This window comes from Bradyrhizobium diversitatis (assembly GCF_016031635.1).
Taxonomy (GTDB): Bacteria; Pseudomonadota; Alphaproteobacteria; order Rhizobiales; family Xanthobacteraceae; genus Bradyrhizobium; species Bradyrhizobium diversitatis.
On sequence record NZ_JACEGD010000043.1, the window covers coordinates 52,954 to 75,738 of the forward strand.

Sequence of the window (22,785 nt, forward strand, 5' to 3'; positions counted from 1 at the left end):
GTGTTCTACGTCGTCACTCTCGGTGGCGGTGCGGTGCCTTGCGACCATTTCTCCATCTTGCCGAGCACGCCCCAGACGGCGAGCGCGAGCGAGATCGGCATCGCGAACTGGCTGATGCCGGGCACGGCGGTCACGATCGTTCCGAGCAGTCCGGCGAGGCCGCCGGCGTTGGGGCTCGCCGTCACCGACGAGAGCAGCGCCGTGAGCAGCGAGCCGCCGATGCCGAGCGCGGTCTTCTTGCCGTCGAGCAGCTTGCCGACGGTCTCGCCGAGCGCGCCGTTGACCTGGCCCAGCATCGGCTTGCCTCTGCCCGTGTTGAGGAGAGTGCTGAGCAGGTCGACGACCTGCTTCAGTTGTTCGACGGGGGCGGGGCTCGCCGGGACGACCGGTCCCGGCACGGGCGCCGTCCTGTTGATGAGCGAGAAAAGCCGCTCGAACAGGCTGATCGGGTCATTCGTGGCAGGCAACGTCCTGCTCGGCACGGTCGTCGGCAGCGTCGCGCCGCCGGCCGACGGTCGCAGCAATTGCGCGAGGTCCTCCAGCCGCTTCAGGATCTGCGACAGGTCGACCGCCTGCACCGGGCCTCCAGCCTGCGTCGCGCGCGTGATCGCGGCGACCGTGGCCGCATCGAGAAGCCCGGTATCCCTCAGGCCGTTCTGTTCCTGAAACTGCGAGACGGCGGCCCTGGTCTTTGGTCCGCTGATGCCGTCCTCGGCGAGCGGCGGATTGGCACCGAGCTTGTTGAGCGCCTGCTGCATGAGAATGACCGTCGAGGCCACGTCGTCCTCGGGCTCGCCGCGGCCGGCGAATTGCGGGTTGCCGTCGAGCGTGATCGAGGAGTCGAGTGACATCATCGCATGCAGGATCACCGCCGTGCCGAGCTGCGAATCGACGTGATCGGAGTCGAACACGTGGTCGCGAACGAATTTTCCTGCCCTTGCCTCCGGCGGGCCGTACAGCGTCGAGCCGCCATAGAGATAGGGCGAGTTGACGCCCTTGGCGTGATAGCCGAAGCCGTTGAACGCCTCAAGCCGGAACATCATCCGCGCGATGCTCCAATCGTTCGCACCAATGAAGTTCTGGATTCTGAACGCGTCCACGGCGCCGTCCACGAACGTGGCAAAGGGGCCGCGCCCCTTCGGAACGAGCTTCGTCACGCGATGAAGCGACTCACCGTTGCCGAGATAGGTGTCGAAATCGAAGTTGGACTCGCGGTAGTGGCAGAGTGCGGTGAAGAACCAGGGGACGCCCGTCAACCGCTCGATCTGTTGATACGTCGCCTTGCCGTTGAGGGCCTTGCGGGCGACAGCATTCGCCTCGGCCATGCGTCCGGCCCGGATCTCGAGACCGGCCCAATTCCGCTCATACTCGTTTTTCAATCTTTCGAATGAGATCATTTTCCGCTCCCGCAAATTGACTGAATGATCGCCTCTCCGTGCAAGCCAAAGTGAACCAGATGCCGTGATCAGCGTAACTCCAGCGTGATCTCCCGAAATCTGGCAGGTCGCCGGCCCGGCGCATGTGAAATGGCTTACAGCTTCGGCGGGAAATCATTGGTAGAACCGGGAGCGCGTGCGACCACCGTTCGGGGGAACCGGCTCGGCCCTCCACCCGTTAGCGATGAGACGGTCCGGCAAGGGAATCCTGCATGGCCAAGCGCGTCCTCGCGATCGGCATCGAACCCGGCAATGCGGACTACAGCGCGTTTCCGCAGGTCACGCCGGCGCTCGTGCGCGGCCATATCGAGGCGCAGCTGTTGCGCCTGCGCGATCTCGGCTTTGAGGTCACGAGCTGCCTGATCGATCTCGACGCGACAGCCGAAGCCGCCGTCACGGCGGCGCTGCAGGAGGAGCGCTTCGACTGCATCGTCATCGGCGCCGGCCTGCGCGAGCCGAAGGAGCGCCTGCTGCTGTTCGAGAAGGTGCTCAACCTCGTCCATCGCATGGCGCCGAACGCCGCGATCTGCTTCAACACCACGCCGGCCGACACCGCGGAGGCGGTGCAGCGCTGGGTCGAGCCGTGAAGTCAATCCGCTTTAGGAATAACCCCGCCCGTGCGGCAATCCGTCGAAAACATGGGGAAAGACTATTGAGGCGAGAGCGAGGATAACGGCAGCCCAAAAGGCAGCGTGCTCAACGTAAGTCCAGTACTCGGCCTTCATTTTCCTACACCAGGCGGGTCCGATGGACGAATCCCAGAATTTTTTATAGCTGCTAAAGCCGGGAATGCTGCTAGCAATAATACCTCCAGCGCCGCCCGCTATGCACACCAACACAGCGGAGCACAGGAGAAGTACGGGGCTGAAACGGATTGGGGCTTTGTCACTGGCCGCGAATAGCGCACCAAAAATCGTTGCTATGGTGGTGTACAGCCCGATGTGAAACTTCGTATAGTCAAACAAGAGCTTTAATTGCTCAAACTCGATATTCGCATCGTGAGGTTCCCCATCCGTGTCCACGGTTGCCTCCAGATCATGAGTCGAGTTGCCACTGATTCCGTCGACTGAACCCATCACGTTCGCCTCCGCGTCATGAAAGATCGCTAGATCAACCGCATCCCCCGCAGGCTGGCGTGCCCGTTCTTGCCGACGATGATGTGGTCGTGCACGGAAATGCCGAGCGGCTTGGCGATGTCGATGATCGCCTTCGTCATCTGGATGTCGGCTTGCGATGGCGAGGGATCACCCGAGGGGTGATTGTGGACCAGGATCAGCGCGGTCGCGGAGAGTTCGAGCGCGCGCTTGATCACCTCGCGCGGATAGACCGGGGTGTGGTCGACCGTGCCGGTCTGCTGCACCTCGTCGGCGATCAGCTGGTTGCGCTTGTCGAGGAAGAGCAGGCGGAATTGCTCCTTCTCGGCAAACGCCATGCTGGTCCGGCAATAGTCGATCACCTCGTTCCAGGACGACAGTGCATTGCGGCTGTTGACCCCGCCCTTGGCGACGCGATGCGCCGCTGCGGCGATCAGCTTCAGCTGGTTGATCGCGGACTCGCCGATACCGTCGACCTCGCGCAGCCGCGCCACCGGGGCATGGACAACCTCGGCGAACGAGCCGAACGTCTTGATCAGGATTTTCGCCAGCGGCTTGGTGTCCCGCCGCGGCAGCGCCGGAAACAGCGCCATCTCGAGCAGCTCGTAGTCGCTGAGCGCATCCGCGCCCGCGCTGTAGAAGCGTTCGCGCAGCCGCTCGCGATGGCCGTGATAGTGCGGCACGTCCTCAGGCTTGCTCTTGTCGTGGTCGGACTTGGCGGGCATCGGCCGCCAGCATTGCCCTGTCGGAGGAATTTTTCAATCGGCAATTGTAATCGCTTCAAGGCTTCCGCATGGGTGCAGTCACCGCTATGACCCCAATGACGATGAGCAACATTCCGGCCAGCATCGACCAGGTGAAGCTCTCGCCAAGGAGCGTGGTCCCGAGCGCCACGGCGAAGCCCGCGCGCAGATAGCTGCCGCTCGTCGTGCCGAGCGGGCCCAGTGTGCGGATCAGGTGGAAATAGATCACCATTGCGAGCGCGGTGCAGACGATGGCAAGGCCGAGCACGGCTGCGATCGCCTGGCTCGTCGGTGCCAGCGTCCAGGGCCGGTCGAGGACGGTGGCGATGGGCAGCATCAGGGCGGCGGCGCAGCTCATCGCGCCGGCTGCCGTGACGACCGCGGGAAGCCCCGCGAACCGCTGCCCCCAGATCGGTGCGAGCGCATAGCAGAAGCTCGCAGCCAGGACGGCGGCCTGCGCCAGCGGCGCGGTGGCGCCGATCCCTGAGAACGCGTCAACCCCCATGGTCAGGGCGACGCCCGCGAGGCCCAGCGCAACACCGATGATCTTGCGGCCGCTGATCGTCTGTCGTCCGCGCCCGGTCAACATCGCGATCGCAAGCACGAACATCGGCGGGGTCGCGTTGAGCACGCCGGCGAGACCGCTGGTGATGTGGGTCTCGCCCCAACTGATCAGGGTGAAGGGTAGCGCGCTCTGCAACAGCCCTTGCACGACGAAAGCCGCCCACACCGGCCCTTGGTTCGGCAGGGCGTGCCCCTGCGCGAGAGCGATCATGATCAAGAGAACAGCCGCGATCGTCACCCGTACGGCGACCATGGTGAAGGGCGGAATCGTCGGGATCGCGACCTTAATCAGCGTGAACGAGCTGCCCCAGATCAGGGAGAGAAGCAGCAGCAGCCCGATCTCGAAAGCGAGACGGGTTTGCCCTGACGACGTCTGTTGCGCCTGTATGCTCATGCGATCTGCTCCGGGATCCGTCGACACCATGATCGGGTGCGGCGATGCAGGCTGGCCGAATTCGGACCTCATCGCCCGGTCGAGTCCGAATTCAGCTACTCGGTGGCGCGCCTTGAAACTATAGTTTCGGCATGACGACAGGCTCTGCGCATCGGCAAACGCTGCCACCGCATCTCGATTGGGAAACCTGCGACCGGGCGCGGCTCGCACGGGCGCGCGCCTTCGACGGCCTGTTCTTCTCCGGCGTCCGCTCGACGCGGATCTATTGCCGGCCGGTGTGTCCGGTTCGGCCGGCCCGCTCCGAGAATGTCACCTTCTATGCGACCGCGGCGGCCGCCGAGCGGGCCGGCTTTCGCCCGTGCCTGCGCTGCCGGCCGGAAGCCGCGCCGGGCTCTCCGGCCTGGATGGGGACGGCCACGACCGTTGCGCGCGGCATGCGGCTGATCCACGACGGTTTTCTGGATCGGGCGTCCATGACGGATCTCGCGGACGCGCTTGGCGTCGGACCGCGCCATCTCCTGCGTCTTTTCATGCGCCATGCCGGGGCGAGCCCCAGCGAGATTGCGGCAACGCGGCGCGTGCAGGAAGCCAAGCGTCTGATCGACCGGACTGACATGACGTTGGCGGAGATCGCCTTCGCCGCGGGCTTCGGCAGCGTTCGGCGATTCAACGATGCGTTTATCGCGACCTACAAGAGGACGCCATCATCCTTCCGCCGCCGGTGGGGGCGCGATGAGTCTTGGTTGAATCGATGCTAGCGCGGGCAGAGGCATCGCGACACACTCCGGTGTCGTCCCGGACAAGCGTAAGCGCAGATCCGGGACCCATATCCTCAGGAGAAAATTGTTCGAGCGAGCTGACAACCACGAGTTTTCGCCAAATCCAATCCTGTGGCTATGGGTCCCGGATCTGCGCGCGCTTAAGAGCGCGCTTGTCCGGGACGACAGCGGAGGGACGGGAACGGCCACCACCGTGGCGCGCGGCATGCGCTTGATCAATGATATCGCAACAGCGCCAGGGGAATTCTGGCGATCGGAATCACCCGATCTGCTTCTCGCCGTGCCGCTCCGACAGCGTGAAGATCTCGACGCCATCAGCGGTGACGCCGACCGAGTGCTCGAACTGCGCCGACAGCGAGCGGTCGCGGGTGACCGCGGTCCAGCCGTCGGAGAGAATCTTCACGTGCGGCTTGCCGAGATTGATCATCGGCTCGATGGTGAAGAACATGCCGGGCTTGAGCTGAACGCCTTCGCCGGGCCGGCCGACATGGATGATGTTCGGCTCGTCGTGGAACATGCGCCCGAGGCCATGGCCGCAGAAATCGCGCACCACGCTCATGCCCTGCGGCTCGACGAAGCTCTGGATCGCGTGGCCGATGTCGCCGGTGGTGGCGCCGGGCTTCACGGCGGCGATGCCGCGCATCATCGCTTCATAGGTGACCTCGATCAGCCGCTCGGCCTTGCGCGCGATCGGGCCGATCGCATACATCCGGCTGGAATCGCCATACCAGCCGTCGACGATGAAGGTGACGTCGATGTTGACGATGTCGCCTTCCTTCAGCGGACGGTCGCCAGGCATGCCGTGGCAGACCACGTGGTTGAGCGAGGTGCAGGTCGAGTAGCGATAGCCGCGATACATCAACGTCGCCGGATAGGCGCCATGGCTGAAGGCGAAGTCGCGGACGAATTCGTCGATTCTCGAGGTCGGCACGCTCGGCCCGACGATGTCAGTGAGCTCGTCGAGGCATTTTGCCACCAGCGCGCCCGCCTTGCGCATGCCGGCAAAGGCGCTCGGCCCATGCAGCTTGATCTGTCCGGTCTTGCGCAGGGAGGTCTCGGTGGCTTCGACGTAGCTCATGCGGATGCGGTCTTCCTCGATGTCGGTGGAAAGGCTTGATTTCAGGCCCCAATTTAATGATTGGCGGCCTTCATGCAAGCCGAGCCTACCGGCCCCGGCCCGAAAGCGTCCTAATTCGGGACTTCCACGGTGGTTTCCACCGGCAGGGCGCCGCCGCGGATGCGGATTTCGCGGACCGGATAGGGAACCCGGATGCCCTCGCGCTTGAACGCCTCCCACAGCTCCAGCATCACGTCGCTCTTGACCTTGTCCATGCCGTCGGGGTCAGCGATCCAGAAGGTCAGCGAGAACTTCATGCCGGCTTCCGCGAACTCGGTCAGGATGCAGGTCGGCGGCTTGCCCTTCTGCGCGCGCGGATGGGCGGCGGCGGTCTCGGCGGCGAGCGTGCAGACGAGGCGCGGGTCGGCATCGTAATTGGTGCCGAAGGCGATCTTCACCAGCGTGTTCTTGTCGGTATAGGTCCAGTTGACGACCTTCTGCGTCACCAGATCCTCGTTCGGCACCAGGAATTCGCGGCCGTCGCCGGCGGCGACGGAAATATAGCGCGTCTTCATCGCGCTGATGCGACCGGTATTGTCGCCGATGGTGACGAGATCACCGGGCTTCACTGATTTGTCGGCGAGCAGGATGATGCCCGAGATGAAATTGGCCACGATCTTCTGCAGGCCGATACCAATGCCGACGCCGACCGCGCCGGAGAACACCGCGAGCGCCGACAGGTCGATCCCGACGGCGCCGAGCGCGATCACGATCGCGACGGTGAGTAGCCCGATACGGATGATCTTGACCAGCAGCACCTGCACCGACGGCGTTAGGTCGGTGGTCGCGTTGATCCGGCTCTCGGCAAAATTGCTCGCGATGTTGGTGGCCCAGAGTGCGATGAGGAGGAGCGCGCCGGCCTTGAGGGCCAGCAGCGGGGTCAGCCTGAGGCCGCCGAGCACGATCGCGAAGGAATCGAGCGCGTCGACCGTGGCGTCGAGCTGGCCGAGGATGGAGAGTGCGGCGACGAACCACGCCGCGATCGACACCAGCTTGACGATGAAGGCGTTGCGCAGCACCGAGGTCACGAGCCGGATCACGAGCCAGGCGAAGGCCAGCTTGGCTGCGACCATCAGGAGATAGCTACGGCTCGGCCAGGTCGCGTGGTACATCACCACGCGCGAGATGATCACGAGCAGCGTGAACACCGCCGTCGACACGCTGGAGACCATCACCCGGACGAAATGCCGGAGCGGCAGCGGCAAGCGCATCGCCAGCGAGGTCATGTCGATGCGGCTGCGAATCGCGGTCTCCGCGGCATAGGCGATGCCGGCGGCCGCCAGGATGAGACCGAATTGCAGGTAGAACCAGGGTGATGAGATTTCCGCCCCGACGCTGCGTGCGGTCGTCTGCACGAACTCCACGAGGTCTTTGAGGTCCATGTCCATCGGTCTCGTCGGCAAGCGGGGGAGGAATTGATTCGAGGGAGCCGCAGAATCCCACAAGGGGCGCGGCCGGACCATCGATACACCGTCAAGTGAAGCGCGTTAAGGCCGCAAAATGCGGGCAGATTGCCGCGAACCGCAGAAAATAGGTTGGCGCGCGAGTCCGCCGACGATAAGGATGCAGGAGCAGGATGATTGTTGGTTGAACAGGTCTGTCGGCAAGCGCGCTCGTCGCCTCTCCCCGCTTGCGGGGAGAGGCCGGATCGCATCGTCAGATGCGATCCGGGTGAGGGGGACTCTCCGCGAGTCCATCCGTCACCACCCCCGTGGAGAGTCCCCCTCACCCCAACCCTCTCCCCGCAGGCGGGGCGAGGGGGCGCGCAGCCGCTGCCTCCCTGACCGATATCGTGTCCGTTTCCCGGAGTAACCGCAGCACCGCATGGCTTCCCTCGACTCCGTCAGTCTCGCCATATTGCTCGGCGCCGTTCTCGTCATGGCCGGCATCCTCTCCAGCCTGCTTGCGCTGCGCTTCGGCGCGCCGCTGCTGCTGGTGTTCCTTGTCATCGGCATGCTCGCCGGCGATTCCGGCCCCGGCCAGCTCCAGTTCGACGACGTCCGCACCACCTATCTGGTCGGCTCCGTCGCGCTCGCCCTGATTCTGTTCGACGGCGGCCTGCGGACGCGCTTTGCCAGCATCCGCACTGTGCTCGCCCCGTCCGTGATGCTCGCGACCGTCGGCGTGCTGCTGACCGCGCTTGTCACGGCGCCGTTCGCCAAATACGCGCTCGATCTCAACTGGTCGGAATCGCTGCTGGTCGGCGCCGTGGTGGCCTCGACCGATGCGGCCGCGGTGTTTCTGCTGGTGCACACCCAGGGCCTGCGCCTGCGCCCGCGCGTCGGCGCGACGCTGGAGGCGGAATCCGGCACCAACGACCCGTTCGCGATCTTCCTCACGCTCATGCTGGTGGAATACATCTCGGTCGGCTCGAGCTCGCCCGGCCATGTGCTGGTGGAGTTCATTCAGGAGGCGGTCCTGGGCGCCATCGTCGGTGTCATCGGCGGACGCCTGGTCGTGATCGCCCTCAACAAGGTGGCGTTGCCGCAGGGCCTGCATGCCCCGTTCGTGACCACAGCTGCGCTCGTGATCTTCGGCGGTTCGCAGATCATGCACGCCTCCGGCTTCCTCGCGGTTTATCTCGCCGGCATCATCATCGGCAATCGGCCGACGCGCGCGCATAATTCGGTGGTGACGTTCCTCGATGCCGCGACGTGGCTGGCGCAGATCGTGATGTTCGTGCTGCTCGGCCTCTTGGTCTCGCCGAGCCGGCTCGGCACCAGCGTGCTGCCGGCCGTCGCCGTCGCGCTCGTGCTGATGCTGGTGGCGCGGCCGCTCGCGGTGTTCGTGTGCCTTTCTCCGTTCCGCTTCAACTGGCGCGAGAAGATCTTCATCGCCTGGACCGGCCTGCGCGGCGCGGTCGCGATCTTCCTGGCCTCGATCCCGATGCTGGTCGGGCTCTCCAAGGCCTATCTCTATTTCGACGTCGCCTTCGTCGTCGTCATCATCTCGCTCCTGCTGCAGGGCTGGACGCTGGCACCCGCGGCACGCAAGCTGCACGTGGCGCTGCCGCGCGCCGAGCGCGGCCCGCGGCGCGTCGAACTGGATCTGCCCGGCCAGCTCGAGCAGCAGCTGGTCGGCTATCCGGTGCGGCCCAAGAGCCTGTACTTCCGCCGCGGCCTGATCCCGTCCTGGTCCAAGCCGACGCTCGTCATCCGCAACGAGAACATCCTGACGCCGGCGGAAGCCGACCCGATCGCGCCCGGCGACTACATCTATCTGCTGGCCCCGCCGGAGAAGGCCGAGTCGCTCGACCGCTTCTTCGTCGACATGCAGCCGAGCACGGCGCCGGATCCGCATCTGCTCGGCGACTTCATGGTCTCCGGCGACCACACGCTTGCCGAGCTCGCCGAGATCTACGGCGTCAAGGTCGGTGAAGACGAAGGCAAGCTGACCTTGGCCGACTATTTCGACGTCCATCTCGACCGCGCGCCGAAGGAGGGCGCCGAGCTCGCGCTGGACGAGATCGTTCTTGTCGCGCGCTCGATCTCGGGCGGTCGCGTCAATCTCGTCGGCTTGCGTCTGCCGGAAGAAGACGAGACGCCCGAGCCGCTGACGCGCGCGCAGGCGCTGCGGAAGAAACTTGCGGAGCTGTGGACCTCGGTGGCGGGGGTCTAGCCTCCTCTCGTCATTCCGGGGCGCGCGTCGGCGCGAACCCGGAATCCATTTATCCTTTGAACGAGCGGCGAGATGGATTCCGGGCTCGCCCTTCGGGCGCCCCGGAATGACATGATGGGGCAACCGCCACCAAATCGCCGCAACCGCTGAAGATTCGCGCAGCCTCGTGACCGTGGAACCCGGAACGCTCCGCGGCGCCGCTCGTTTTTCGCGTGACAGTCAACGTCTTTGACAGGAGCAGTTCCATGCGCAAGTTCATCTTGCCCGCCATCGTCGCCATCGGTCTCGGCGCAGCGACGCCGGCGATGGCCTATGACACCGGCGATCAGATCTCGATGCAGGTCGCGCTCGATGTCGCGAGCGATCTCGGTGTTGTGACGGTCTCGCACACGAACTTCCTTGGCGATGAATGGGAGATCGAGGGGCGCGACCGCGCCGGTCGCTGGATGCAGGTCGACGTCGATGCCCGAACGGGCGAGGTTCGCAATGTCGACCGCGGCTGGTAGCTGAAAAGGAGCACTGTGGCCCGGATGGAGCCCAGCAGCGAAATCCGGGCTACCGCCGCCTCACGTCAGCACCTTCACCCCGCCGAAACTGGTCACGCGGCCCTGCTTCAGCATCACGATCTGCGTCGCGAGCTGGCGCAGCTCGGCGGCGTCGTGGCTGACATAGACCATCGGCACGTTGGCTTCATCCCGCAGCCGCACCAGATAAGGCAGGATCTCGAGCTTGCGGCCCTCGTCGAGCGCGCCGAGCGGCTCGTCGAGCAGCAGCAGCCGCGGCTTCGACAGCAGCGCGCGTCCGAGCGCGACGCGCTGGCGTTCGCCGCCGGAGAGCTTTCCGGGCCGGCGATCGAGCAGCGCACCGATGTCGAGCAGGTGGACGATGCGCTTGTGCTGGGAGGCATCGGGCGGCAGGCGGTTCATCCGCCGTCCATAGTCGAGATTCTGCGCGACGTTGAGATGCGGAAACAGCCGCGCGTCCTGGAACACATAGCCGATGCGGCGGCGCCAGGCCGGGACATGGATGCCGGCCGCGGTGTCGTCGACGGTTTCGCCGTCGATCACGATGGTGCCGCGGTCCGGCCGCAACAGCCCTGCGATCATGTTGACCAGTGACGTCTTGCCGGCGCCCGAGGCGCCGAACAGGCCGATGGCACGGCCTTCGCTGGCGAAGGATGCATGCAGCGAGAACTCGCCGAGCTGCTTTTCGATGTCGACGCGCAGCATGGTCAGTTTCCGTGCAGCCGCGCGGTGGCGCGGCGGGCGAACCACTCGGCGGCGATCAACGCGCCCAGCGCCAGCACGATCGAGACGATCACCAGCCGTCCCGCCGCGGCATCGCCGTCCGGGGTCTGGATCAGCGAATAGATCGCCGAGGATATCGTCTGGGTCTCGCCGGGAATGTTGGAGACGAAGGTGATCGTCGCGCCGAACTCGCCGATCGCCTTGGCGAAGCCGAGCACCATGCCGGCGAGCACGCCGGGCAGCGCGAGCGGCAGCGTCACCGTAAAGAACACCTTCCACGGCGCGGCGCCAAGCGTCTCGGCCGCCTGCTCGAGCCGGCGATCGATCGCCTCGATCGACAGCCGCATCGGGCGGACCAGCAGCGGAAACGCCATCACGCCGCAGGCCAGTGCTGCGCCGGTCCAGCGGAATGAAAAGACGATGCCGAGATGGTCGGCGAGGAAGCCGCCGACGAGGCCGCGGCGGCCGAACGTCAGCAGCAGCAGATAACCGGTGACGACTGGTGGCAGCACCAGAGGCAGATGCACGACGGCGTCGAGCAGCGACTTGCCCCAGAAATCACGCCGCGCGAGCAGCCACGCCAGCGCGATGCCGAATGGCGTCGCCACCAGCGTTGCGATGATGGCGACCCTGAGCGAGAGCAGGATCGCCGTCCATTCGGCGGGAGAGATGTCGGACATCAAGCCGCAGGCATCAAGTCGTGGGACTGACCAGGAACCTGAAGCCGTACTTTTCAAAAATGGACTTGGCCGCCGAGGAGCGCAGGAAGGCCAGATAGCCGCTGGTCTCACCCTTCGCGGTCATGGTCGCGGCGACGGGATAGACGATCGCGGGATGCGAAGCCGCCGGGAAGGTGCCGATGGTTTTCACGCCGGGCTCGACCTTTGCATCGGTCGAGTAGACGATGCCGAGGCCGGCTTCGCCGCGGGCGACCAGCGTCAGCGCAGCGCGGACGCTCTCGGCCATGGCGAATTTCGGCTCCGCGGCCTGCCAGGCGCCGAGCTTCTCCAGCGCGGCCTTGGCATATTTGCCTGCTGGCACGGACTTGACGTCGCCGGTCGCGATCCTGCCGTCGCCGGCGAGCTTGGCGAGATCGAAGCCTTGCGCGATGTCGACGTTGTCGATCCTGGCATCCTTCGGCGCGATCAGCACGATGCTGTTGCCGAGCAGGTTGACTCTGGAAGGTTCGTTGATGGTCTTCTTGGCGATCGCGTAGTCCATCCAGTCGGTGTCGGCCGAGACGAACACGTCGGCCGGCGCGCCCTGCTCGATCTGCTTGGCCAGCACCGAGCTTGCCGCATAGCTGACGCTGAACTTGACGCCGGTCCTGGCGGTGTAGGCGGCGTCGATCTCGTCCAGCGCGTTCTTCATCGAGGCGGCGGCGAACACGGTGATGGTCTTGTCCTCGGCGGCGGCGGGTGAGAGGGCCGCGCCCGCGAGGATCATGAAGGCGGTGAAAAGTCCTGAAATGCGTAACATCGGGAGCGCTCCGTGCAAGTCCGCGCGCGGCAAGATGCACGCGCAAGTCTGGCGTTGGTTGGGTTGATGCGATGGGTGGAAGCGCTGCTCCACGGGGCCCGGCAGCGGCTTACGACCGGCAGGGATATCGCAAATGCGAAGATAGCAGGCTTGCGCCTCCGGTCAAAGGCGACCGTTGGTCTGACCGCATGACCCGGAAGACGCGCAGCGATTTTCCGGAAAGGTCATGCGCAAACAACAACGTACCCGTTTATTGCGCCGGCAGGATCGCAATGGAGACCGAATTTTCCTTGGCACCGCTGACCTGCAGGACGAAAGGCTGTGCCGACAGCTCGTATTTCATGGTCTTGCGGATGCCATCGCAATCGGTCGCGCCGCTGAAGTCCACAGGCTTGAGGGCATGCCCGTCCTGGACCACGTCGACCCAGGCGCCGGCCGACAGGCTGATCGTGTAGAGCCCGGCCTTCGGCGACTTGATACTGGTGAAGCCGGCAAAGGTGCCGTCCTTCGGGGTCCGCTCCGGCGGCGCGGGAAATTTCGCTTCGCTCGGGGCGACCAGCCCCAGCGTGATGGCCGATGCGGGCAGGGCGGTCTGCTCGCTTCCCGTGGCGAGCTTGGCGCGATCGGGTGCGGTCAGCGCGGCGCGCTCGCGTTCGATCGGCCATTTGAACTTGTCGCAGCCGCTGGGCTCCTCGGCGGCGAAGGCGGAAGTCGCGCTGATTGTGAGCGCAGCGAGGAAGGTTATGGCGCGCATGTGAAATCCCATCGTTGGCCACGCGACGGCGCGAGGCTTGCGGTCAGGCTTGTTGGCAGATGGGATGCACATCCCGGGATGCCGCGGGCTTACGGCTCGGCGGCAAAGTGATCGTAGCGCATATAGGCGTTGCGAACCAATCAACTCGTTCGTCATCCCAGACAAGCGCGCCGCAATCACCGTTGTCCCGGACAAGCGCAGCCCCGAACAACGCGCAGCGTTGTCCGGAGCGGAGCGCCGATCCGGGACCCATGATCACAGGCGGGTGTGGTAACGGAGATTCGGAGTTACCAGCTCGCGCCACAACCACTCCCTGTGGTTATGGGTCCCGGGTTCGCTTCGCGCCCCGGGACGACAGCGGTAGGTGAGGCGGCGGCTTACACTACGGTTTCGCGTCGCCCGCGTGCAGCACCGCCCTGCAGGCCGCCGGCATCTGCGCCAGCGTCATCGGCGGCTTCGGTTTTGGCGGCTCCGGCGGCGGCTTGGGGTGCAGCACCGCGTCGGAGAACCAGTAGGCGAGATCGGCGGGTTTGCAGCCTTCGCCGTCGGCCTGTGACGGCTGGCCCTCGCATTCGCCGGCCCCCGGCGGGCAGTGCATGCGGATGTGGAAATGGTAGTCATGGCCCCACCACGGCCGGATCTTCGACAGCCACGCGCGATCGCCCTTGGCCTCGCGGCACAACGCCTTCTTGATCGCGGCGTTGACGAAGATGCGCTGCACGGCGGGCTCCCGCGCGGCATCACGCAGCACCAGCACATGGCCGGGCGTGAACACCTTGGGATCGACGTCGAGCCGGTCCTGGCGCACCATCATCACCGCCGACATGTCCTCGCGCTCCTCGCGCGAGAGCCGGCGGCTGGGCATCGGCGTCAGCCAGATGTCGGCGTCGAGGCCGATCTGGTGGCTGGCATGGCCGGACAGCGCCGGCCCGCCGCGCGGCTGGGCGATGTCGCCGACCAGGATGCCGGGCCAGCCCGCGTCCTTGTGCGCCTTCGCCGCGAGCCGCTTGATCAGCGCGATCATGTCGGGATGGCCGTAGCTGCGATTGCGCGACAGCCGCATCACCTGCCAATGGTCGCCGTTGACCGGAATCTGCTCCGCGCCGCCGATGCAGCCCCCGGCGTAGGAGCCGATGACATGGGCCGGCCCCTTCGACGGCAGCAGCTTTCGCGCGAACAGCTCCTTGGCGGCCAGATCAGGGTCGTTCGGATTGGCGAGCGGCGGCAGCGGCTTCGGATTGGTGCTGCCCTTGTCCTGGGCCAGCGCGCCGCCGGCAGCCAGGAGAGCGAGCGAGAGCAGGAGGAGGGTGATGCTGCGGCGACTCATGCTGACGTCCTTATAGCCCAATGCGCCATCAGGGTTAAGAACGAGGCATTGAGCGGACCGCAACGTCGCGGCGCACGGTCGAAATCGCGTCTAAAATTGCCGCTTTTTAACGGCGCAATAACCGTATCCTGCATTGACCAAAATTCGTGCGTGGAGGGAGGAATATCTGCGGTTCGCATGCAATCGCGGGCAATTTCGGAACGGATTCAGGTGCGCGCGCAGTTTTGCGCCAGATCGCCCGTTGATTGCGATGCCGGACTCGGTCCGAAGGCGCTTGCCGCCGCAGCCGCGCCGCGCAAACAGGCAGCAAGGTGTGCTTCGCGCGGACCGCGGCCGGGCAAGATTACTTTTTTTTCAGACACTTGCCTCAAGACTGCGGCCGCCGGGCGCGACTGGGACGAGTGAAGTTGAGTTTGGGGTCTCGAAAGACGAAAAAGCGAAAGCAAGACGCGCTTGTCCGCGCCGGCAGGAAGGCGCGCAAGCCGCGTTTCGCGTGCGCGCCGCGAGACCTTGTCGAGCGCGACGAAGTCCTGCGCAGCCGCGCCGAGGCGGAAGCTGCGATTGCGGAAGCGCGCAAATCCCATGAGCGCCTGCGCCAGGCCATCGACATCCTGCCGCAGGGCATCGTGTTCCTCGATGCCGAAGGCCGCTACGTCCTCTGGAACAAGAAATACGCCGAGATCTACAGCAAGACCGCCGATCTGTTCGAGGAAGGCGCGCGCCTCGAAGACACGCTGCGCATCGGCGTCGCCCGCGGCGACTATCCCGAGGCCGCCGGTCATGAGGACGAGTGGATCGCCGAACGTCTGCAAAAGCTCTATCAGCCCGGTGCGCGCCACGAGCAGAAGCTGTCGGACGGTCGCGTCATCCTGATCGACGAGCGCCTGACCGACGACGGCGGCGTCGTCGGCCTGCGGGTCGACATCACCGAATTGAAGCAGCGCGAGGCCTCTTTCCGCCTGCTGTTCGACGGCAATCCCGTGCCCATGATCGTCTGCGCGCTGGATGACGAGCGCATCATCGCCGTCAACGACGCCGCGGTCGCGCATTACGGCTACAGCCGGGCCGAGTTCGAGAGGCTGAAGATCCGCTCCCTGCAGGCCTTCGACAGCGAACCGCCCTGGACCGCCGACGCGGCCGGCGAGGAACAGGCCGGCCGCACCTGGAAACATGTCAAGGCCGACGGGACGCTGATCGACCTTGCGATCTACTCCCGCGAACTGACCTATGCCGAGCGGCCCGCGGTGCTGCTCGCGCTGATGGACATCACCGAGCGCAAGCGCGCCGAGGCGCGGCTCGCCTTCATGGCCCAGCATGACACCCTGACCGGCCTGCCCAATCGCAGCCTGCTGCGGCAGCAGATGGACGAAATGCTGCTGCACACGCGGCGCGGCGCCGAGAAGGTCGCGCTCCTGATGCTGGGGCTCGACAATTTCAAGGCGGTCAACGATACGCTGGGGCATGCGGTCGGCGACAAGCTCCTGCGCGGTGTCGCCAAGCGGTTGCGCTCGACCCTGCGCGAAGAGGACGCGCTGGCACGGCTCAATTCCGACGAGTTCGCGATCGTGCAAGGCGGACTGACCCGTCCCGAGGACGCGGTGATGCTGGCCAAGCGCCTCCTGGAAGCCATCGCCGATCCCTATCTGCTCGACGGCCATTCCGTGGTGATCGGCGCCTCGATCGGCATCGCCATGTCGCCCGGCGACGGCGACGATTCCGAGAAGCTGCTCAAGAGCGCCGACATGGCACTGTCGCGCGCCAAGCTGGACGCGCGCGGCACCTTCGCCTTCTTCGAGGCCGCTCTGGATGCGAAGGCGCAGAGCCGCCGCAAGACCGAAGTCGAGCTGCGCGACGCGATCCAGAACGACGTGCTCCGTCCCTATTACCAGCCGCTGATCGATCTCCAGAGCGGCCGCATCACCGGCTTCGAGGCGCTGGTGCGCTGGCCGCATGCCGAGCGGGGCATGGTCTCGCCGGCCGAATTCATTCCGGTCGCCGAGGACACCGGCCTGATCAATCCGCTCGGCGGGCAGATGCTGCGCCGCGCCTGCCTGGATGCCGCGGCCTGGCCCGACGACGTTCGCGTCGCCGTCAACCTGTCGCCGCTCCAGTTCCGCAGCGGCAATCTGCTCTCGGTGGTGACGGACGCGCTGAAACATTCCGGCCTGCCGCCGCGCCGGCTCGAGCTCGAGATCACCGAGACGCTGCTCCTGGAGAAGAGCGCGCAGGTGCTGGCGACGCTGCACGCGCTGCGCGCGCTCGGCGTGCGCATCTCGATGGACGATTTCGGCACCGGCTATTCCAGCCTCAGCTATTTGCGCAGCTTCCCGTTCGACAAGATCAAGATCGACCAGTCCTTCGTGCGCGATCTCGGCGCCAACCGCGAGGCGCAGGCGATCATCCGCTCCATCGTCAGCCTCGGCAAGAGTCTCGGCGTCACCATCACCGCCGAAGGCGTCGAGACCGAAGCCGAGCTGAGCTGTCTTCGCGCCGAAGGCTGCCACGAGGGCCAGGGCTTTCTGTTCAGCAAGGCCCGGCCCCATGCAGAGATCGTCAGCCTGCTCGCCGCACAGCGCGGCATCGACGGTGATCACGCCGCGATGGTGGCGTGAGCGGCGGTACTCCTTCAGAGTCATTCCTTCGCGCTCGCAAATATCTCGTTGTGAGGGACGCGCCGCTCTCTCCGTTAACCTCTCCCGCTTGCGGGAGAGGTCGCGCCCAACGGGTCGCGCCGAAGGCGCGCCCGATGACAGGCTCCGGCGCGGGTGAGGGCTCTCTCCTCTAGGGGGCTCGCCCGGAGGAGACACCCTCTCCCCAGCCCTCCCCCGCAAGCGGGGGAGGGAGCGCAGCACCGCTTGGGCTGCCATCAACTTCCCGCCAGGAGCGTCTTCCCCACATCCTCATAGTGCGCGTCGCGCGCCTGGATCTGCTGCGCGATGGCGTGCATGTCGCGGAAGCGGCGCTCGAACGGATTGCTGCGGAACACCGCGGTCGCGCCGGCCATGTGATAGGCGGTGTCGACCACGCGTGCGGATTGATGGATGGTCCAGGTCGCGGCGAGGCGGACCGCGGTCCGATGCGCCGCGCTGAATTCGCCGGTCGCAGCGAGGTCGCGCCACATCGCGTTCGCGGCCGCATAGAGATAGGCGCGGGCGGCGCGCAGATCACCCTCGGTGCGGCCGATCAGCCCCTGGACCGCCCCGTTGTCGCGCATCGCGCCGGCCGCCAGCGATTGGTGCTTCTCCCGTGCCAGCGTGATGGTGGCATCCAGCGTGGCGCGCGCGACGCCCAGCGACACCGCGGCAAAGCCGAGGCTGAAGGTCGCGCCGGTGCCGATCTTGTAGAGCGGGCCCGGCTCGCGCAGCGCCGACGGCACGTCGCGAAACGCCGTGAAGCGCTCGGGGATGAAGAGGTCGTTGACCTCGTAGGAGTCCGTGCCGGTGCCGGCGAGCCCGATCGCCTGCCAGACGTCGTGCAGGGTCGCGCGCGCAACCGGAAACAGGATGGTGCGCAGCTCCGGCGATCCATCGGCATTCCTGCGCGGCGCGCCGTCAGCGCCGACGATGCGGACATGTGCGCCCAGCCAGCTCGCCTGCCGCGAGCCCGAGGCGAAGTCCCAGCGCGCCGTGACGCGATAGCCGTCCTCGACGATGCGTGCCTCATGCGCGATCGCGCCCCAGGCGAGGATGCCGGGCGGGGTGTTGAAGATTTCCTGCGCGGTGTCGTGATCGAGCCAGGCCGCGATCATCGCGCAGACGCTGCACTGGCCGAGACACCAGGCGGTGGACGCATCCGCCTTGGCGATCTCCTCCAGCATCTGCATGAAGGCTTCCGGCGCGGCCTGCGCGCCGCCGAGGCTCTGCGGCAGCAGCGCCCGGTAGAGCCCGTTCTCGATCAGGGCATTGACGACCGCAGGCGTCAGCCGACGGCTCCGCTCGATCGCGTCGGCCTCGCGAGCCACAAAAGGGGCGATCGCGCGCGCCCGCTCGACCAGGCCAAATCCGGAAAGCTCGGACATTCGCGCTTCTTCGCTCCTTCTGCCGTGAGCGGTAGAAGCCAGATGTTGATCCATCTGGCTGATGGGATCAAGGCGATGCGGTCGGTTGACCGCCGAGACCATCGTTCGGGAATGAGGGCTTCGCCGCTACTCCTGGTGGGCCCCTCGACGACGATGGCACCGCGGCGATGGCGTTCTGGACCATCGCAGCGCCGCAATGTACCTTCACCGGCTGCTTGAATTGACAATACTGCGGCGACCACGGTCACCCGGGCCGATCGGGTCAGCAAGCGCCGACGCGGCGAGACGCTCCGATGACGAAATGCAGTACGCGGAAGTGAAGTGGATGTCGGGCATACCGGCCCCCCTGAAGGAGCGCGATCTTCGGATCGATCTCTTTCGGGGCCTTTCCCTGTGGTGGATCTATATCAATCACATCCCGGAAAGCTATCTGAACCGGTTCACGCCCAAGAATTTCGGCTTCAGCGATGCGGCGGAGATTCTCGTATTCCTGTCCGGCCTTGCGTCCGGCATCGTATACGGCGACCTGATGCGTCAGTCCGGCTTTGCGGCCGCGAGCTTGCGCATGTTGCGGCGTTCGTTCGAAATCTATGTCGCGCAGATCATGACTGTCGTCCTGTTGCTGGCGGAAGTGGCGTACATCGCGGCATGGCAGCCCGACATGTTCGATCACGCCAACCTGGCCATCCTGCTGCAGGAGCCTGCAGAGACACTGCTTCAGGTGGCACTGCTGCGCTATTCCCCGGTCAATCTCGACCCTCTGCTCCTGATGGTCATACTCCACTTCGCGCTCATTCTCATCGTGCCGCTGACGATACGCGCCTGGCCGCTGGCCCTGACCGGATCCGTTGCGCTCTATGTTCTCGCCCATCAGTTCGACTGGTACATCCCGGCCTATCCGAGGGGGCAGCTCTATTTCAATCCGCTGAACTGGCAGCTGCTGTTCGTGATCGGCATCTGCTGGGGAGCAAACCGCGGCGATTGGCAGCTTGCCGTTCTCAATTCCCGGGCTCTTGCCGTTCTGGCGGCGGGCTACGTGCTGTTCTCGTTCGTGATTACCCTGGGCTGGCAGATCCACGCGATCGAAGCCTATGTGCCGGAGTGGCTGTCGCGCCTGATCTATCCGGTCGACAAGACCAATCTCGATATCCTGCGACTATTGCATTTTGCTGCGCTCGCGCTGCTCTGCTGGCGCCTTCTTCCAAGCAATGCCAGCATCCTGAAAGCCGGAGCACTGCGGCCGCTGATACGATGCGGCGAGTATTCGCTCGCGATCTATTGCGCCAGTGTTCTGCTGTCCTTTGCAGCTCATGCACTGCTCAGCCTGGGCTGGAACAGCCTGGCATGGCAGACGCTGATCACTCTCCTCGGCCTGGGCCTGATGAGCGCGTTGGCGATATTGCTCGCCACCATCGATCGCGGCATGTTTCTTGGTCTCCGGCCGCTGTAACGGGACTACGAACGTGCAGGCGACGGAGTCGGGATAGCCAGGCTGGCCGAAGCTCGAGCACAGCGCAGAAAAGTCTGCGGGGAGAGCGTCGGCGGTGCGCTCGAGAAAAATCATCGTCATGGGCAGTCCGACGCAACTAGGAGAGCGATCGACCAAGCCGGGCGAGAATGTTCCGGATGAACGGGTCCTTGCCGATCAGGTACTGCTGAATGCCCGAGTCGTTCGCGCGCTCGAGCCTCAGCTTCAGGTCCTGATATCCCGCGCGATCTTCGGCATGCTCACGCAAATGGTCGCGAAATTTCAGCATCCGTGCGATCTGTTCATGACCATCGCGGCACACATAAGCTTGTGCGTGCGGATATCGCCGACGTCCCGCTTGAAGAAATGGTGCCCTGGGGACAGGTCGCCGCCGCGACGATAGCCGAGGCGCGTCAGTGATCGGCTCCAGTCGTCCAGACTGTCGTCCGACCAGACCACGGCAAGCACGTCGATTTCGGCCTTCGCCGCCAGTCCGGGCACAGCCGTGCTGCCAACGTGGTGAATGCCGATCAGCCCGGACCCGAAGACGGGTTTCAGCCGCGCCTCTTCAGCCGCGTATTGCTGCGGCCAGGTCGGATCATAGGATTTGATCGGGCTCGTGAGCGGCACGTCGCAACATTAGGCCGAAACGCGAACGCCGCCTAGTCAGCGGACCAAATGATTGAAGAGGCTGCACTGGCCTATACACGTTTGGATTGCATTACGGTTCGTTCTGAACTTTACTGCCGTTTTTCAGGCGGGGAGATTTTTATGGTCAGTTTGCGCGAACCGGGATTGGGACCGATTGTCGGTCATACCACTGATACGACGGCCAGAATTTGGGTCCGCGCTGCGGACCCCGCGGATGAAAGGGCCCAGCTCGACGAAAATCGGCGTACCGTTGGCGTGATCGGGATCGTGGAAGATGGTAAGATCGACGTCGCCTGGTACTTCCGGCTGAACCGGGAATATGACCGCACGGGGACTTTCGTCCTCGGCTCTGACGTTCAGCTCGGATACTATGAAGCGACCGATCTCGACAGCGAGGAAGAAGTCGCAGTCGCGGCAAACCTCAACAAGAATGTGCCGGCAAAGCCGCTCACGCCGAATACGGCGTACACCGTTCGGGTCGGCGTGCTCTCGGTCGACGATCCCACGCCGAACACGTCCCGGACGTCGGATCTGCAACTCATCGCGATCTTGCCGGACATCAACATCATCAAGAACGATCTGTTGAGGCTCGACCAGTCGAAATGCGAGGCGAGGTTCCGCACCTTCCCGCCTTCAGGTCAGATCGCCGACTCTCTCGCATTCCTGCTCGGATCGTGCCGCTATCCAGGGCTGCTTTGGAAGATTAAGGAGGCCGACCAGATATTCGGACCGATGTCCCTGCACTTCAAGGACAGCCCGATCGGCCCGCCGGCCTCCTTCACCATGATGTGCGGCGACCAGATCTATGCCGACATGCTCAATCGCTTCGTTCCGATCCTGCGGGCCGAGCGGTATGACGAATTTCAGGAGCGCTATACAACGGCCTATTCGGCGCAGAACCTGCGCAATCTGCTGCAGCGATCGAGCACCTACATGATTCTCGACGACCACGAGATCGAGGATAACTGGACTCAGGACCGGCTGAAAGGCGATCCTGGCAAGCACATGGTGTTCAACTACGCGGTCACAGCCTACATGAACTACCAATGGAGCCACAGTCCGCGCACATGGGGCCGTCTCCTTTATTACACTTTCGATTGCGGCGGCTATCCGTTTTTCGTTCTCGACACGCGCACGCAGCGCTACAAGAACAACAGCGACCGCGCGCTGGATAACGGACTCCGCGACAACTACATGCTTGGCTATCCGACGATCGACGAGCATCATCCTGGACAAATGTACAGGCTGAAAGCCTGGCTCTCGCAGATGCAGAAGGATCGCAATAACGTCCCGAAATTCATCGTCTCATCCAGCGTATTCGTTCCGAATGCGATGGACGAACGGATCGGCGAACGGACGAAGAAAGGTCTCGATGCCCTGCTATTCGAGGTGAATGGAAACAATCGCGACGACAGCGACAGCTGGCCGGCATTTCCGCAGACGCGCAAGGAGCTGCTCGACCACATCGTCGACGAATCCATTCAGAATGTCGTCTTTCTCTCCGGCGACATTCACTGCTCGAATGTCGCCGAAATCACATTCGAGCAGGACCAGGGCCAGAGGAAGAAAACCCTGCCTCTCAAGGCATTCTCGGTAACGTCATCGGCGTTCTACTGGCCATTTCCGTTCGCCGATGGAGACCCGAACGGATATGTGCATGATTCCCGACAGCCCGAGCAATGGGATGCGTTCCCGCTCAAGGACGGCAAGACGCGCATGCATTACAAATCATGGGGGTTTACCCAAGACGACAATTTCGCGCGCATCGAGATCGACAGGACGAAATCGCACCTCAAGGTGACCTGCCCCTAAGAATTTCCTCCAGAAGGATTTAGAGTCTGCCCTGACGAAGGACGGACAGATGAAGCGGAAGCGTTTTACGGAAGAGCAGATCATCGCGGTGCTGAAGGAGCACGAGGCCGGAGCCAAAACGGCCGATCTGGCCCGCAAGCACGGGATCTCCGAGGCGACGTTCTACAATTGGAAGGCCAAGTTTGGCGGCATGGATGTCTCCGAGGCCAGGCGGCTCAAGGCGCTCGAGGACGAGAATGCGAAGCTGAAGAAGCTCCTGGCCGAGCAGATGCTCGATGCGGCGG

At 64.7% G+C, this 22,785-nt stretch carries 22 protein-coding genes; 8 read left to right on the forward strand and 14 right to left on the reverse strand.

The features are described from left to right. Positions 1–5: 5 nt before the first annotated feature. Entirely contained in the window at positions 6–1,397 is a 1,392-nt protein-coding gene (locus H1B27_RS33915) for a peptidoglycan-binding protein (protein ID WP_197969031.1), read from the reverse strand. Between the two features lie 251 nt (positions 1,398–1,648). Between H1B27_RS33915 and H1B27_RS33920 the strand changes: the two genes are divergently transcribed. Further along, positions 1,649–2,023 carry a hypothetical protein gene (locus tag H1B27_RS33920; protein WP_197969032.1) on the forward strand — a complete coding sequence of 125 codons (375 nt, stop codon included), beginning with the start codon at positions 1,649–1,651 and terminating at the stop codon, positions 2,021–2,023. Positions 2,024–2,035: 12 nt separating this feature from the next. Here the strand turns inward: H1B27_RS33920 and H1B27_RS33925 are convergent, their stop codons facing one another. The 3 genes from H1B27_RS33925 to H1B27_RS33935 are packed head-to-tail and all read right to left on the reverse strand — an operon-like array spanning position 2,036 to position 4,231. Continuing rightward, positions 2,036–2,512, reverse strand: coding sequence for a hypothetical protein (locus H1B27_RS33925; RefSeq protein ID WP_061882537.1), 477 nt, complete (start codon positions 2,510–2,512; stop codon positions 2,036–2,038). Positions 2,513–2,541: 29 nt separating this feature from the next. Beyond that, a complete protein-coding gene (radC, locus tag H1B27_RS33930; protein ID WP_061882536.1) occupies positions 2,542–3,255 on the reverse strand; it encodes a RadC family protein in 714 nt (237 codons plus the stop codon). 55 nt (positions 3,256–3,310) lie between these two features. Then, a complete protein-coding gene (locus H1B27_RS33935) occupies positions 3,311–4,231 on the reverse strand; it encodes a DMT family transporter (protein ID WP_197969034.1) in 921 nt (306 codons plus the stop codon). Positions 4,232–4,362: 131 nt separating this feature from the next. On the opposite strand from H1B27_RS33935, the gene H1B27_RS33940 reads away from it, so the two are divergent. Next, positions 4,363–4,989, forward strand: coding sequence for a bifunctional transcriptional activator/DNA repair enzyme AdaA (locus tag H1B27_RS33940; protein WP_197969035.1), 627 nt, complete (start codon positions 4,363–4,365; stop codon positions 4,987–4,989). A gap of 280 nt (positions 4,990–5,269) precedes the next feature. Here the strand turns inward: H1B27_RS33940 and map are convergent, their stop codons facing one another. Both map and H1B27_RS33950 read right to left on the reverse strand, forming a co-directional pair. Further along, on the reverse strand, positions 5,270–6,088 hold the full coding sequence (map, locus tag H1B27_RS33945) for a type I methionyl aminopeptidase (RefSeq protein ID WP_197969036.1): 819 nt from the start codon (positions 6,086–6,088) through the stop codon (positions 5,270–5,272). Positions 6,089–6,198: 110 nt separating this feature from the next. Next, the gene (locus H1B27_RS33950; RefSeq protein WP_197969037.1) at positions 6,199–7,515 is read right to left on the reverse strand and encodes a mechanosensitive ion channel family protein; all 1,317 of its coding nucleotides are present in this window, start codon (positions 7,513–7,515) and stop codon (positions 6,199–6,201) included. Between the two features lie 436 nt (positions 7,516–7,951). On the opposite strand from H1B27_RS33950, the gene H1B27_RS33955 reads away from it, so the two are divergent. Further along, positions 7,952–9,745 (forward strand): potassium/proton antiporter, encoded by a 1,794-nt coding sequence (locus H1B27_RS33955; protein WP_061882533.1) that lies wholly within the window; start codon positions 7,952–7,954, stop codon positions 9,743–9,745. Positions 9,746–9,990: 245 nt separating this feature from the next. Further along, complete coding sequence (locus H1B27_RS33960; protein ID WP_061882532.1) at positions 9,991–10,251, forward strand: PepSY domain-containing protein; 261 nt, start codon at positions 9,991–9,993, stop codon at positions 10,249–10,251. Between the two features lie 60 nt (positions 10,252–10,311). On the opposite strand, the gene modC is transcribed toward H1B27_RS33960, so the two are convergent. The 5 genes from modC to mepA form a co-directional block, all read right to left on the reverse strand. Then, on the reverse strand, positions 10,312–10,974 hold the full coding sequence (gene modC, locus H1B27_RS33965; RefSeq protein ID WP_197969038.1) for a molybdenum ABC transporter ATP-binding protein: 663 nt from the start codon (positions 10,972–10,974) through the stop codon (positions 10,312–10,314). A 2-nt stretch (positions 10,975–10,976) separates the two neighbouring features. Then, positions 10,977–11,672 (reverse strand): molybdate ABC transporter permease subunit, encoded by a 696-nt coding sequence (modB, locus tag H1B27_RS33970; RefSeq protein WP_061882530.1) that lies wholly within the window; start codon positions 11,670–11,672, stop codon positions 10,977–10,979. Positions 11,673–11,685: 13 nt separating this feature from the next. Further along, complete coding sequence (gene modA / locus H1B27_RS33975; protein ID WP_061882529.1) at positions 11,686–12,471, reverse strand: molybdate ABC transporter substrate-binding protein; 786 nt, start codon at positions 12,469–12,471, stop codon at positions 11,686–11,688. A gap of 250 nt (positions 12,472–12,721) precedes the next feature. Continuing rightward, entirely contained in the window at positions 12,722–13,225 is a 504-nt protein-coding gene (locus tag H1B27_RS33980) for a hypothetical protein (protein ID WP_197969039.1), read from the reverse strand. A gap of 382 nt (positions 13,226–13,607) precedes the next feature. Next, the gene (gene mepA / locus H1B27_RS33985) at positions 13,608–14,552 is read right to left on the reverse strand and encodes a penicillin-insensitive murein endopeptidase (RefSeq protein ID WP_197969040.1); all 945 of its coding nucleotides are present in this window, start codon (positions 14,550–14,552) and stop codon (positions 13,608–13,610) included. 413 nt (positions 14,553–14,965) lie between these two features. Here mepA and H1B27_RS33990 point away from each other — a divergent pair, with 413 nt between their 5' ends. Next, positions 14,966–17,164 (forward strand): EAL domain-containing protein, encoded by a 2,199-nt coding sequence (locus H1B27_RS33990; RefSeq protein ID WP_197969044.1) that lies wholly within the window; start codon positions 14,966–14,968, stop codon positions 17,162–17,164. Positions 17,165–17,418: 254 nt separating this feature from the next. Here H1B27_RS33990 and H1B27_RS33995 read toward each other — a convergent pair whose 3' ends face one another. Next, positions 17,419–18,570 carry an acyl-CoA dehydrogenase family protein gene (locus H1B27_RS33995; protein ID WP_197969041.1) on the reverse strand — a complete coding sequence of 384 codons (1,152 nt, stop codon included), beginning with the start codon at positions 18,568–18,570 and terminating at the stop codon, positions 17,419–17,421. Between the two features lie 301 nt (positions 18,571–18,871). On the opposite strand from H1B27_RS33995, the gene H1B27_RS34000 reads away from it, so the two are divergent. Further along, entirely contained in the window at positions 18,872–20,020 is a 1,149-nt protein-coding gene (locus H1B27_RS34000; protein WP_246515879.1) for an OpgC domain-containing protein, read from the forward strand. A 136-nt stretch (positions 20,021–20,156) separates the two neighbouring features. On the opposite strand, the gene H1B27_RS40475 is transcribed toward H1B27_RS34000, so the two are convergent. Both H1B27_RS40475 and H1B27_RS40480 read right to left on the reverse strand, forming a co-directional pair. Then, on the reverse strand, positions 20,157–20,327 hold the full coding sequence (locus H1B27_RS40475; RefSeq protein ID WP_246515880.1) for a GrpB family protein: 171 nt from the start codon (positions 20,325–20,327) through the stop codon (positions 20,157–20,159). Beyond that, entirely contained in the window at positions 20,321–20,668 is a 348-nt protein-coding gene (locus H1B27_RS40480) for a GrpB family protein (protein ID WP_311977463.1), read from the reverse strand. Before H1B27_RS40480 ends, H1B27_RS40475 begins: the two co-directional genes overlap by 7 nt. A 288-nt stretch (positions 20,669–20,956) precedes the next feature. Between H1B27_RS40480 and H1B27_RS40485 the strand changes: the two genes are divergently transcribed. Together H1B27_RS40485 and H1B27_RS34015 are read left to right on the forward strand one after the other, a co-directional pair. After that, entirely contained in the window at positions 20,957–22,501 is a 1,545-nt protein-coding gene (locus H1B27_RS40485) for an alkaline phosphatase D family protein (RefSeq protein ID WP_197969042.1), read from the forward strand. Positions 22,502–22,550: 49 nt separating this feature from the next. Continuing rightward, positions 22,551–22,785 (forward strand): transposase (locus H1B27_RS34015; RefSeq protein ID WP_197964937.1); only part of this gene is annotated, 235 nt, incomplete at its 3' end.

Excerpts from the sequence above, each read along its gene's own strand:
- H1B27_RS33915 (WP_197969031.1), bottom strand. The coding sequence starts at position 1,397 with ATGATCTCATTCGAAAGATTGAAAAACGAGTATGAGCGGAATTGGGCC.
- H1B27_RS33920 (WP_197969032.1), top strand. The coding sequence starts at position 1,649 with ATGGCCAAGCGCGTCCTCGCGATCGGCATCGAACCCGGCAATGCGGAC.
- H1B27_RS33925 (WP_061882537.1), bottom strand. The coding sequence starts at position 2,512 with ATGGGTTCAGTCGACGGAATCAGTGGCAACTCGACTCATGATCTGGAG.
- radC (WP_061882536.1), bottom strand. The coding sequence starts at position 3,255 with ATGCCCGCCAAGTCCGACCACGACAAGAGCAAGCCTGAGGACGTGCCG.
- H1B27_RS33935 (WP_197969034.1), bottom strand. The coding sequence starts at position 4,231 with ATGAGCATACAGGCGCAACAGACGTCGTCAGGGCAAACCCGTCTCGCT.
- H1B27_RS33940 (WP_197969035.1), top strand. The coding sequence starts at position 4,363 with ATGACGACAGGCTCTGCGCATCGGCAAACGCTGCCACCGCATCTCGAT.
- map (WP_197969036.1), bottom strand. The coding sequence starts at position 6,088 with ATGAGCTACGTCGAAGCCACCGAGACCTCCCTGCGCAAGACCGGACAG.
- H1B27_RS33950 (WP_197969037.1), bottom strand. The coding sequence starts at position 7,515 with ATGGACATGGACCTCAAAGACCTCGTGGAGTTCGTGCAGACGACCGCA.
- H1B27_RS33955 (WP_061882533.1), top strand. The coding sequence starts at position 7,952 with ATGGCTTCCCTCGACTCCGTCAGTCTCGCCATATTGCTCGGCGCCGTT.
- H1B27_RS33960 (WP_061882532.1), top strand. The coding sequence starts at position 9,991 with ATGCGCAAGTTCATCTTGCCCGCCATCGTCGCCATCGGTCTCGGCGCA.
- modC (WP_197969038.1), bottom strand. The coding sequence starts at position 10,974 with ATGCTGCGCGTCGACATCGAAAAGCAGCTCGGCGAGTTCTCGCTGCAT.
- modB (WP_061882530.1), bottom strand. The coding sequence starts at position 11,672 with ATGTCCGACATCTCTCCCGCCGAATGGACGGCGATCCTGCTCTCGCTC.
- modA (WP_061882529.1), bottom strand. The coding sequence starts at position 12,471 with ATGTTACGCATTTCAGGACTTTTCACCGCCTTCATGATCCTCGCGGGC.
- H1B27_RS33980 (WP_197969039.1), bottom strand. The coding sequence starts at position 13,225 with ATGCGCGCCATAACCTTCCTCGCTGCGCTCACAATCAGCGCGACTTCC.
- mepA (WP_197969040.1), bottom strand. The coding sequence starts at position 14,552 with ATGAGTCGCCGCAGCATCACCCTCCTCCTGCTCTCGCTCGCTCTCCTG.
- H1B27_RS33995 (WP_197969041.1), bottom strand. The coding sequence starts at position 18,570 with ATGTCCGAGCTTTCCGGATTTGGCCTGGTCGAGCGGGCGCGCGCGATC.
- H1B27_RS34000 (WP_246515879.1), top strand. The coding sequence starts at position 18,872 with ATGCAGTACGCGGAAGTGAAGTGGATGTCGGGCATACCGGCCCCCCTG.
- H1B27_RS40475 (WP_246515880.1), bottom strand. The coding sequence starts at position 20,327 with ATGCTGAAATTTCGCGACCATTTGCGTGAGCATGCCGAAGATCGCGCG.